Origin of the sequence: Kitasatospora sp. NPDC096204 (assembly GCF_044763205.1) — a bacterium.
Lineage (GTDB): Bacteria > Actinomycetota > Actinomycetes > Streptomycetales > Streptomycetaceae > Kitasatospora.
This window is the reverse complement of record NZ_JBIWFT010000017.1, coordinates 171,941-182,773: the sequence shown is the minus strand read 5'-3', so window position 1 is coordinate 182,773 and position 10,833 is coordinate 171,941. Positions and strand designations below refer to the sequence as shown.

General features: G+C 71.0%; 9 protein-coding genes and 1 riboswitch. Of the genes, 3 read left to right on the top strand and 6 right to left on the bottom strand.

The window, feature by feature from the left end; genetic code table 11:
• Nucleotides 1-553 precede the first annotated feature (553 nt).
• Nucleotides 554-717: riboswitch (cyclic di-AMP (ydaO/yuaA leader) on the top strand.
• Nucleotides 704-1,966: a transglycosylase family protein gene (locus ACIQ87_RS20715; protein WP_402408616.1), complete on the top strand. Its 1,263-nt coding sequence runs from the start codon at nt 704-706 to the stop codon at nt 1,964-1,966. It overlaps the preceding riboswitch by 14 nt.
• Nucleotides 1,967-2,192: 226 nt before the next feature.
• Nucleotides 2,193-2,393: a hypothetical protein gene (locus tag ACIQ87_RS20710; RefSeq protein ID WP_402408615.1), complete on the top strand. Its 201-nt coding sequence runs from the start codon at nt 2,193-2,195 to the stop codon at nt 2,391-2,393.
• Nucleotides 2,394-2,506: 113 nt separating this feature from the next.
• On the opposite strand, the gene ACIQ87_RS20705 is transcribed toward ACIQ87_RS20710, so the two are convergent.
• From ACIQ87_RS20705 to ACIQ87_RS20685, 5 genes are all read right to left on the bottom strand, one after another.
• On the bottom strand, nt 2,507-3,526 hold the full coding sequence (locus tag ACIQ87_RS20705) for a LacI family DNA-binding transcriptional regulator (protein WP_402408612.1): 1,020 nt from the start codon (nt 3,524-3,526) through the stop codon (nt 2,507-2,509).
• A 25-nt stretch (nt 3,527-3,551) separates the two neighbouring features.
• Nucleotides 3,552-5,249 (bottom strand): glycoside hydrolase family 13 protein, encoded by a 1,698-nt coding sequence (locus ACIQ87_RS20700; RefSeq protein WP_402408609.1) that lies wholly within the window; start codon nt 5,247-5,249, stop codon nt 3,552-3,554.
• A 73-nt stretch (nt 5,250-5,322) separates the two neighbouring features.
• A complete protein-coding gene (locus ACIQ87_RS20695; RefSeq protein ID WP_402408607.1) occupies nt 5,323-6,222 on the bottom strand; it encodes a sugar ABC transporter permease in 900 nt (299 codons plus the stop codon).
• 39 nt (nt 6,223-6,261) lie between these two features.
• Entirely contained in the window at nt 6,262-7,263 is a 1,002-nt protein-coding gene (locus ACIQ87_RS20690; RefSeq protein ID WP_402408605.1) for a carbohydrate ABC transporter permease, read from the bottom strand.
• A 214-nt stretch (nt 7,264-7,477) separates the two neighbouring features.
• Nucleotides 7,478-8,755 carry an extracellular solute-binding protein gene (locus ACIQ87_RS20685; protein ID WP_402408602.1) on the bottom strand — a complete coding sequence of 426 codons (1,278 nt, stop codon included), beginning with the start codon at nt 8,753-8,755 and terminating at the stop codon, nt 7,478-7,480.
• Between the two features lie 312 nt (nt 8,756-9,067).
• On the opposite strand from ACIQ87_RS20685, the gene ACIQ87_RS20680 reads away from it, so the two are divergent.
• Nucleotides 9,068-9,571, top strand: a complete 504-nt coding sequence (locus ACIQ87_RS20680) for a GNAT family N-acetyltransferase (protein WP_402408600.1) — start codon at nt 9,068-9,070, stop codon at nt 9,569-9,571.
• Between the two features lie 62 nt (nt 9,572-9,633).
• On the opposite strand, the gene ACIQ87_RS20675 is transcribed toward ACIQ87_RS20680, so the two are convergent.
• Nucleotides 9,634-10,701, bottom strand: a complete 1,068-nt coding sequence (locus ACIQ87_RS20675; RefSeq protein ID WP_402408597.1) for an aldose epimerase family protein — start codon at nt 10,699-10,701, stop codon at nt 9,634-9,636.
• Between the last annotated feature and the right edge of the window lie 132 nt (nt 10,702-10,833).

The window sequence follows — 10,833 nt, the reverse complement described above, 5'->3', positions numbered from 1 at the left end:
AGCTTCACAGGCCCCTGGGCCGTCCGGTCCCTGCGGATCTCGAAGTCCAATGCATCCCCTGAACTGGGATGTTGCAACGACTCCTAGAACCCAAGCTTGCGTTCCGGGCCCTTCGCCATGCCGCCTCCCACCCCCGCGTCGCCCCTCGCGCGTCACCCCTCGCACGCCACCCTCCCGCCGGATGCGGACGACAATGACGCGGAAATGGCGAGGAATGTCCGTTCTGGCGGTATTTGAAGGGGAATAGGGAGCGCGGGCCCGGGTGTGCGAATCGCGACCACTCCCCCACCGTCAGGGTGCGCCGATTCCGCGACTCGACGCGCCGTCATGTCACTCCTGAGGCAGAGCCAGTTGTCGACTTCAGCAATGACATTGCCCGAAAACGATCATTTACGATCATGAAGGGCAGCAATTTTGGCAGTTCCCACTAAACCGTGATGCGCATCACAGTGGTTTGCGGTTTGAACTTGAGTCTGATTAACGTGCTCCCCGTTCGTGACCACACGAACCCGGTTCATCCGCGACGCCGAGTCCTGCCGTCGGATGTTCCGGCAGCGCGAAAACGCATCACGGCAGGAGCGGGGGACCCACAGGTAAGTCGCCCCGGACCGGTCTCCGGAACGGTCCAGGGCTAGGGGTGAAGCCGCGCCCACCAGCGCGGCCGGGCAACTCCAGCCCGAATCCGACAGCTCACCTCGCAGGCGTGGGAGAGGACTCCGTCTTCATGCTGCCCACCAACGGCACCAGTCTGCCCAGCCGCACCCGCCGCGTGATCGCCGCCCTCGGCGTCGCGGGCGTCGGCCTCACCGTCCCCTGCCTCACCTCGGGCACCGCCTCGGCCGCCTCCGTCGCCACCTGGGACAAGGTCGCCCAGTGCGAGAGCGGCGGCAACTGGAGCATCAACACCGGCAACGGCTTCTACGGCGGCCTCCAGTTCACCTCCAGCACCTGGTCCGCCTTCGGCGGCACCGCCTACGCGGCGCGCGCCGACCTGGCCACCAAGGACCAGCAGATCGCGACCGCCGAGAAGGTCCTCGCCTCGCAGGGCCCGGGCGCCTGGCCCGTCTGCTCCGTCAAGGCCGGCCTGACCAAGGGCGGCACCCCGGCCGCCGTCGACACCTCGGCGGGCTCGACCACGGGCTCGACCGCTTCCAAGCCCGCCGCGCCCGTCCAGAGCGCCAAGCCGGCCGCTCCGGCCGCGAAGCCCCAGGCCCCCGCCACGAAGCCCGCCGTGCCCGCCCAGGACGGCGCGCAGGCCACCGCCGGCTCCACCGCCTCCGGCAACCGCGGCGACTGGGTCCAGAAGCGTCAGCAGCAGACCCAGGGCGGCGACTACACCGTGGCCGAGGGCGACTGGCTGTCCTCGATCGCCGACCAGCACAACGTGCAGGGCGGCTGGCAGCGGCTGTACGACCTCAACCGCGGCACCCTGACCGAGGGCCCGGACACCATCTACCCGGGCCAGCAGCTGTCCTTCGGTGGTACGACCGGCGGTGCGACCGGCGGTGCCGTGAACGCCCAGCCGACCGCGCAGACCCCGGCCCCGGCCGCCAAGCCGGCCGCCAAGCCCGCGCCGCAGGCCCAGACCCAGGCTCCGGCCGCCACCGGCAGCATGGCCGCCGCGGTCGCCTTCGCCGAGTCGAAGGTCGGTCAGGCGTACGTCTACGGCGGCACCGGCAACGGCGGCTGGGACTGCTCCGGCCTGACCCAGGCCGCGCTGCGCGCCGCGGGCATCTCCGTCCCGCGCGTCGCCGCCGACCAGGCCGCCGCCAGCACCCACGTCTCGCTGGACAGCCTCCAGCCGGGCGACCTGCTGTTCTGGTCCAACAACGGCAAGGACTCCGGCGTCTACCACGTCGCGATCTACGTCGGCAGCGGCAAGTACGTCGAGGCCGCCAACCCGAGCTCGGGCGTCCGCGAGCAGAGCATCGCCAACTGGGCCCCGGACTTCGCCGGCCGGGTCTGAGACCGGCGCGCAGTCGGACAGCCGACGGGCCTCAGGTGACAGATAACAGGTAACAGATTTCATCATCTGTCAGCTGTCGCCCGAACGCTGACCACCCACCACCCCCGGGGAGAGTCTGGTCGCTCTCCCCGGGGGTTCCGGCGTACCTCCGGCCGAATCCCGTGGTGGATCCCCGCTCCAACGGGCATGCTGCTGCTCTGCACCCGAGGACACCCGAGGAGTCCACATGGCCCAGGTCACCGTCGCCCTCGACGCGAACCTCGCGATCGACGTGATGATGCTCTCCGGCACCAAGAACCCCCAGGACGCCGTCGAACTGGTCCTGCGCGACTACCTGGCCCGCGGCCGCCGCACCGAGACCCGGACCGGCGACGCGGCCGACGGACACCGCCTGACCACCGACCGGCCGACCACCCAGGAGGGCTGACCACCCCGACGGCGCCGCCACGACCGGCCACCACGACCGGCCGCGCGCACGCCGAAGGGCCCCGGAGGTCAACCGCCCTCCGGGGCCCTTGCGTCGGCCGCGGCCGCCGGGGCTCAGCGCGCGCAGGCCCCCGTGGACCCGCGCATCACCAGCTCCGGCTGGAACATGAACTCGCCCCGCTGGGCGGCGTTTCCGCCGACCTCCTCCAGCAGCGCGTCCACCGCCGCCGTGGCCATCGCCTCGACCGGCTGGCGGATCGTGGTCAGCGGCGGCTCGGTGAAGGCGATCAGCGGCGAGTCGTCGAACCCGACCACCGACACGTCCTGCGGCACCGACAGCCCGCGCTGGCGCACCGCCCGGATCGCCCCGAGCGCCATCATGTCGCTCCCGCAGACGATCGCCGTGCAGCCCTTGTCGAGCAGCGCGCCGGCCGCCGCGTGCCCGCCCTCCACACTGAACAGCGTGTGGTGGACGAGGTTCTCGGCCGATTCCCCGCTGTGCCCGAGCACCTCGCGCATCGCCGCCGTGAAGCCCTCGATCTTGCGCAGCACCGGCACGTACCGGCGCTGTCCGACGGCCAACCCGATCCGCTCGTGCCCGAGTTCGGCCAGGTGCTGGACGGCCATCCACATCGCGGCCCGGTCGTCCGGCGAGATGAACGGCGCGTCGATCTTCTCGCTGTAGCCGTTGATCAGCACGAACGGCACCCCGCGCCCGGCCAGCCGGGCGTAGCGGTCGTGGTCGGCGGTGGTGTCGGCGTGCAGCCCGGAGACGAAGACGATGCCCGCCACTCCCCGGTCCACCAGCATGTCCACCAGTTCGTCCTCGGTGGACCCGCCCGGCGTCTGGGTGCACAGCACCGGGGTGTAGCCGTGCCGGCTGAGCACCTGCTCGATCACCTGGGCCAGCGCCGGGAAGATCGGGTTGCTCAGCTCCGGCGTGATCAGACCGATCAGCCCTGCACTGCGCTGGCGCAGGCGGGTCGGCCGCTCGTACCCGAGCACGTCCAGCGCCGCCAGAACGGTCTGCCGGGTGGCGGCTGAAACGTTCGCCTTGCCGTTGAGCACGCGGGAGACGGTGGCTTCGCTGACCCCCGCCTGCGCCGCGATGTCTGAGAGTCGCGCCGTAGTCACGGTCCCAGAGCCTATTCCAACCACGTCAGACCGCCCACCAGCCGGTGCTGTCCGGTGCGAGCACCGTCTCGCCGCCGTCCACCACGAGGTCGGCCGAGGCGAGCAGCAGCGTGCCCGGGGCCGCTATCCGCACCGGCTCGCCGGTGGCGTTCACGGTGCAGACGAAGGCGCCGCGGCGGAACGCCAGGGTGCCCTCGGGGCTCTCCAGCCACTCGACCCCGGTACCGGCGCCGAGGTCGGGCCGGGCCCGGCGGACGGCCAGCGCGCTGCGGTAGAGCTCCAGGGTGGAGGTCGGGTCGCCGGTCTGCGCCTCGACGCTCAGTCCGGCCCACTCGGCCGGCTGCGGCAGCCAGGACGGTCCGCCGGCCACCGGGCCGAAGCCGTACGGGGCCTCGGTGCCTGACCACGGGATCGGGACGCGGCAGCCGTCGCGGTAGCCGTCCTGGCCGGCCTGGCGGAAGAACGACGGGTCCTGGCGGACCTCGTCGGGCAGGTCGGTGACGTCCGGCAGGCCGAGTTCCTCGCCCTGGTAGACGTACGCCGAGCCGGGCAGCGCGAGCATCAGCAGGGTGGCGGCGCGGGCGCGGCGCAGGCCGAGTCCGCGGTCGCCGGGGGTGCGGATCTGGGTGCCGAGCCCGGGCTCGTTGGCGAACCGGGTGGCGTGCCGGGTGACGTCGTGGTTGGACAGCACCCAGGTGGTGGGGGCGTCGACCGGGCGCATCGAGTCGAGCGAGAGGTCGATCACCTCGCGCAGCGCGGCGGCGTCCCAGTCGGTGCCCAGGTACTGGAAGTTGAAGGCCTGGTGCAGCTCGTCCGGGCGGACGTAGTTGGCGGTGCGCTGGACGGTCGGGGTCCAGGCCTCGGCGACGCCGATCCGCTGGCCCGGGTACTCGTCGAGGATCTTGCGCCAGCTGCGGTAGATCTCGTGCACGCCGTCCTGGTCGAAGAACGGCATGACGTCGTTGCCGAGCAGCTTGAGCTGGTCGGAGCCGCCGAGGTCGGGCAGGCCGGGGGCCTTGACCAGGCCGTGGGCGACGTCGATGCGGAAGCCGTCCACGCCCATGTCGAGCCAGAACCGCAGGATCGAGCGGAACTCGTCGGCGACGGCCGGGTTCTCCCAGTTGAAGTCGGGCTGCTCCGGGGCGAACAGGTGCAGGTACCAGTCGCCGGGGGTGCCGTCCGGGTTCTCGGTGCGGGTCCAGGCCGGGCCGCCGAAGATGGACTCCCAGTCGTTGGGCGGCAGTTCGCCCTGCTCGCCCTTGCCGGGGCGGAAGTGGTAGCGCTCGCGCAGCGGGGAGCCGGGGCCCTCGCGCAGCGCGCGCTGGAACCACTCGTGCTGGTCCGAGGAGTGGTTGGGGACGAGGTCGACGATGATCCGCAGGCCCAGGTCGTGGGCGTCCCGGATGAGGGCGTCGGCGTCCAGCAGGGTGCCGAACATCGGGTCCACCGCGCGGTAGTCGGCGACGTCGTAGCCGGCGTCCGCCTGCGGCGAGGCGTAGAACGGCGAGAGCCAGACCGCGTCCACCCCGAGGTCGCGCAGGTAGGGCAGGCGGCTGCGGATGCCGGGCAGGTCACCCATGCCGTCGCCGTTGGAGTCGGCGAAGCTGCGCGGGTACACCTGGTAGATGACCGCGTCCCGCCACCAGCCTCTGGACGCGCTGACGTTCGCCTCGTGAGCGGTGTCGGCGGCAGGCCGGGAGGTGTCGGCCAGGTTCTGGGTCATGGACGGTATCCCTTGGGGACTAGAGGAGCGGAGGGCGCTGGGATGTGGAGGCGCGTGACGACGCGGCGGCGCGCTACGACTTGGAGGCACCGGCGGTCAGGCCGGTGACCAGGTGGCGCTGCACCAGGTAGAAGAAGGCCGCGGACGGGATCGCGATCAGCACGGCGGTCGCGGCCATCAGGTTCCACTGGGCGTCGTGCTCGCTGACGAAGGTCTGGAGGCCCACGGCCAGCGTGTACTTGTCGGAGCTGAGCATGAACGTGGAGGCGAACGGCACCTCGGCCCAGTAGGTGAGGAAGGAGTAGAAGGCCGCCACCGCCAGGCCCGGGCGGGCGAGCGGCAGCACGAGCCGCCAGAAGGTGCCGAACGGGCTGAGCCCGTCGACCCGGCCGGCCTCGTCGATCTCGACCGGGATGGTGTCGAAGTAGCCCTTCAGCAGCCAGGCGCAGTACGGCACGGTGGTGGTCGAGTAGACCAGGATCAGACCGGTGTAGCTGTCCAGCAGGCCGAGTTCGGAGAGCATCGTGTACATCGGCACGATCAGCACCGCGATCGGGAACATCTGGGTGACCAGCAGCGACCACATCAGCGGCTTGTGCCCGGGGAACTTCATCCGGGACACCGCGTAGCCGGTGGTGGCGGCGAGCATCACGCCGAACACGGTGGTGATGCCGGAGACCAGCAGGGCGTTGCCGAACCAGGTGAAGAAGTCGGTGTCGGACAGCACGTGCCGGTAGTTCGACAGCGTCAGCTTGCCGAAGATCTGGCCGGGGTGGAGGTAGTCGGTCTTGTCCGGGCCGAGCGAGACGAACAGGATCCACGCGACCGGGAACAGCGCGATCAGGCCGGCCAGGATCAGGGTGCCGTGGGACAGCGCCCGGGCCAGCGGGCTGCGCTCGCCGCGGCGGCGGACCTTGGCGGGCCGGGCGGCCGGGGCCGCCGCGCGGGCCGGGAGTTCGGTGGTGGTGCTCATCGGGTTACCTGCCTTCGTGGGTCAACTGGGTCCGGGGCCTCAGCCGTTGGCCTGCTCGTTGCGAGCGAGCCAGCGCCGGTAGAAGGCGGTGAAGACGATCAGGATGGACAGCAGGATCACGCCGTAGGCGGCGGACTGCGCGTAGTCCCGGGGGATCTGGCCGAAGCCGAGCCGGTACGCCCAGGTGACCAGCAGCTGGGCGTCGGGGGCACCGGTGCCGAACAGCAGGAAGATCACGTTGAACTGGTTGAACGTCCAGATCACGCCGAGCAGCACGACCGTGGAGGAGACGGAGCGCAGCCCCGGCAGGGTGACGTACCGGAAGCGCTGCCAGGCGCTGGCGCCGTCCATCTCGGCGGCCTCGTACAGCTCGGCCGGGATCGACTGGAGACCGCCGAGCAGCGAGATCATCATGAACGGCACGCCGGCCCAGGTGTTCACCATGATCGCGGCCGCCTTCTGCGCCCACGGGTCGGTGAGCCAGCCCGGCTCGGGCAGGTGCAGGAAGGAGAGGATGCCGTTGACGACGCCGCCGTCGGCGAGCATCAGGCGCCAGGAGAAGACGGTCACGAAGGTCGGTACGGCCCAGGGCAGGATGAGCAGCATCCGGTAGGCGGCGCGGCCGCGCATCTTCTGGTTGAGCAGCAGCGCGAGGCCGAGGCCGAGGGTGTAGTGCAGGAAGACGCAGACGGCCGTCCAGGCGATGGTCCAGACGAAGTGCGACCAGAAGCGGTCGTACGAGCCGGGGCCCCACAGGATGTCGGCGTAGTTGTGGAAGCCGACGAACTCGTAGCTCGCCGGGATCTCGTTGACGCCGATCTTGCGGGCCACGTTGAGGCTGTTGGCGTCGGTGAGGGTGAGCCAGATGCCCTCGGCGAGCGGGTAGAGCACCAGCACGCCGAGCACCAGCACGACCGGCGCGATCATCGCGTAGGCGTACCAGTGCTTGGAGTAGGAGCGCTTGGCGCGTTCCAGCAGGCCCGGACGCTGCTCGCGCTCCCGGCTGCCCTTGTCGGTGGCGCCCTGCACGGCGACTGACATCGTTTGCACCTTCTCGGGGGGATTCTCGGGGGAGCCGACGGCCCGGCCCGCCGGAGGGGTGACGGGTGGCGGTGGCGGGAGGCGGCGAACGACGGACAGCGAACAGATGACAACTGACAGATGGTGAAATCTGTTCTCTGTTGTTCGTTCGCCGTCCCGCGTCCGCCGTCACCCGTCCGCGGTCACCCGTCGACCGGCGGGCCGGGCACAGGGACTACTTGGCGAAGCCCGGCAGGAGCTTGGCGTAGTCGGTGGCGACGGTGTTCAGCGCGTCCTGGGTGCTCGTGCCCTGGACGACCTTGCCCAGGTTGGTGTTCAGCGAGGCCAGCAGCGAGCTGTACTCGGGCAGTTCGGGGCGCGGCTTGGCGCTGTTCAGCACGGCCTGGAAGCCGGCGATGCCCGGGTCGGCCTTGACGTCGGCGGTGAAGGCGTCGGAGCGGGTGGGCAGGGTGGCGTTCTTCTGCGCGATGAACGCCTGGCTCTCGGCCGAGGTCATGAAGGCGGCGAACTTCTCCGCGGCGGCCTTGTGGGCCTTGTCGGCGCCCGCGTAGACGGAGATGTTGTGGCCACCGGTCGGGGCGGCGCCCTTGCCGGCGGAGCCGCCCGGGACGGCGGCGATGCCGAGGTTGCTCTTGTCCGCGAAGGCCGAGCCCTTGTAGACGTTGGTGATCTCCCAGGGGCCCTGGATGATCGCCGCGACCTTGCCGCTGTTGAAGGCGTCCATCATGTGCGCGTAGGCGTCGGTGGTGACGTCGGCCTTGGCGGTGCCGGGCGAGGTGAACATCGTCTTGTAGGTCTCGACGGCCTTGACGGCCTCCGGCGAGGTGATGGTGATCTTCTTGCCGGCGGCGTCGACGGTGTCGGTGCCCTCGCCGAACAGGAACGGCAGCGCGTAGTAGCCGTCCGCGGCCTTCAGCCAGAAGCCGTCCACGCCGGCCTTGTCCTTGACGGCGGCGGCGTCGGTCTTCAGCTCGTCCCAGGTCTTCGGCGCCTCGGTGATGCCGGCCTTGGCGAAGAGCTCCTTGTTGTACATCAGGCCGAGGGTGTCGGTCACCAGCGGGACGCCGTACAGCTTGCCCTCGTACTTGGCCTGCTGAATCAGGCTCGGCTGGAAGGCGGAGGTGTCGGCGGCGGCCGGGGTGCCGTCCAGCGGCTCGAGGTAGCCGGCCTTGGCGAAGGCGGCGGTCCAGCCGACCTCGGAGCGGAACACGTCCGGAGCGCCCTTGGCCCCCATGGCGGTCTGCAGCTTGTTCTGCGCCTGGTCGAACGGGACGTTGACGAAGTCGACCTTGATGTTCGGGTTCGCAGCCTCGAACTTCTTGACGAGCTCCTGGTAGTTCGGCGCCTCGTTGGTGGCGTTCGAGGTGTCCCAGTACGTGAGGGTGACCGGCCCGTCGGCCTTGCCGTCGGAGCTGGAGCCGCTGCTGCCACAGGCAGCCATCGAGACCGCGAGGGCCACAACGAGGGCAGAGGCCGCGATGCCACGCCGCATGAGAACTCCTTGGGAGGGTGGGGGTGCCCGAGATGTTCGGAGACAGGCGCATAATGTGGCTGCCTCGTACCGACCGCACCGTTGCTGCCGTCGGGCTCGGGAAGGAAGTTAACAGCGGCACAAGAAGGACGGAAAGTCCTTGCAGCAAGTTTCTGCAAGAAACCGCGATCGTTACGCCCGCGTGTCCTTGACGTTGCCGCACGGTAGTTGACGGCGGCACCGATTGCCCTACTTCGTCCGATTCGCCCCACTGTGGACTGGCCGACGAAACCACCGTGCGTGGCCGAAAGCGGCCTGCAGCAGACTGGACGCATGCGAATCAGAGCCGTCACCAGGGACGAACTTCCGCTGCTCACCGAGCTGGAGCGGGCCGCCGGCGCACCCTTCGCCGCGATCGGCATGCCCGAGATCGCCGAGGACGAACCTCCCGCGCCGCAGGAGCTGGCGCACTACCTGGACCGGGGCGTCGCCCTGGTCGCCGAGGCCCCCGACGGAACCGTCGCCGCCTACCTGCTGGCCGAGCCGGTGGACGGCGCGCTCCACATCGAACAGGTCTCGGTACACCCCGACCACGCCCGCCGCGGCATCGGCCGGGCGCTGATCGAGCACCTCGCCGAGACCGCCGACGCCCCGGCACTCACCCTCACCACCTTCGCCGAGGTGCCCTGGAACGCCCCCTACTACGCCCGCTGCGGCTTCCGGCCGCTGGCCGGGGAGGAACTCACTCCCGGCCTGCGCGAGATCCGCCGCAAGGAGGCCGAGCACGGCCTGGACCGCTGGCCCCGGCTCTGCATGCGCCGGGACCTGCGGCCGTAGGACCGGCCCGGTCGATCGGCAGGGCCCGGTCGGGCGGTAGGGCCCGGCCCGCCGGTCGGCCCCTACCGATCGGTCCCCAGCCGGAGCACGGTCGTCGAGCGGAACTCCTCCCCCGGCCGCAGCTCCGTGCTGGGGAACGCCGGGTGGTGCGGGGAGTCCGGGAAGTGCTGGGTCTCCAGTGCGATCCCGGCGAACGGCCCGTACGGAACGCCCCTCGCTCCGGTGACCGCACCCTGGAACTTGTTCGCCGTGTAGACCTGGATGCCCGGCTCGGTGGTGAACACCTCCAGGGTGCGGCCGCTGACCGGGTCCTCCAGTCGCGCCGCCCGCGCCGGGCTGCCGTCCGCCGGCCGGGCGCGCAGCACCCAGTTGTGGTCGTAGCCCCCGGGCCCGGTCAGCTGGGGATGCTCGTCGTGCACCGACTTGCCGACCGGCGTGGCCAGCGTGAAGTCGAACGGCGTGCCGGCCACCGGCTCGGTCCTGCCGTACGGGATCTGCCGCTCGTCGGCCGGGGTGTAGGCGTCGGCGTCCAGGGTGAGCAGGTGGCCGAGGACGTCGCCGCTGCCTTCACCCGAGAGGTTGAAGTACGCGTGGTTGGTCAGGTTGACGACGGTCGGCTTGCCGGTGACGGCGCGGTAGGCGATCACCAGCTCACCGGAGGCGGCCAGGGTGTACGTGACGGTGACGTCCATCGCACCCGGGAAGCCCTGGTCCCCGTCCGGGCTGTGCAGCGCCAGCCGCACCCCGCCCTCGACCGGCTCGGCCTCCCACATCCGGTGCGCGAAGCCGTCCGGACCGCCGTGGATGGTCATGCCACCGCCGGTCCCGGCGAGCTGGTGCTCCTCGCCGTCGATGGTGACCGACGAGCGGTCGATCCGGTTGGCGTACCGGCCCACCACCGTGCCGTAGTGCCGGGCCGGGCCGAGGATCTCGGCCAACCGGTCGGTGGACAGCAGCAGTTGGGCACAGCGGCCGGCGCGGTCCGGGGCGCTCAGGGTGTGCAGCGTCGCGCCGAGGGTGAGCACGCTCGCCTCGTACGGGCCGGCCGTGAGCGTCCAGCGCCCGATCGCGGCGCCGGCGCCCGAGGGCTCCAGGGGTTCCTGCCGCACGCTGGTGGCCTCGCTCGCCATTGGCCTGCTCCTCACTGGCGGCCCGGTCGCACCGCGGCCGCCCGGTTCCGGGTCCGTCGAGGGGGCGCCGCGGCAGCCCCGTGTCGGTCAGCCTAGCGACGGCGGGCGCGGCGCAGGCGCTTCCGCGCACCC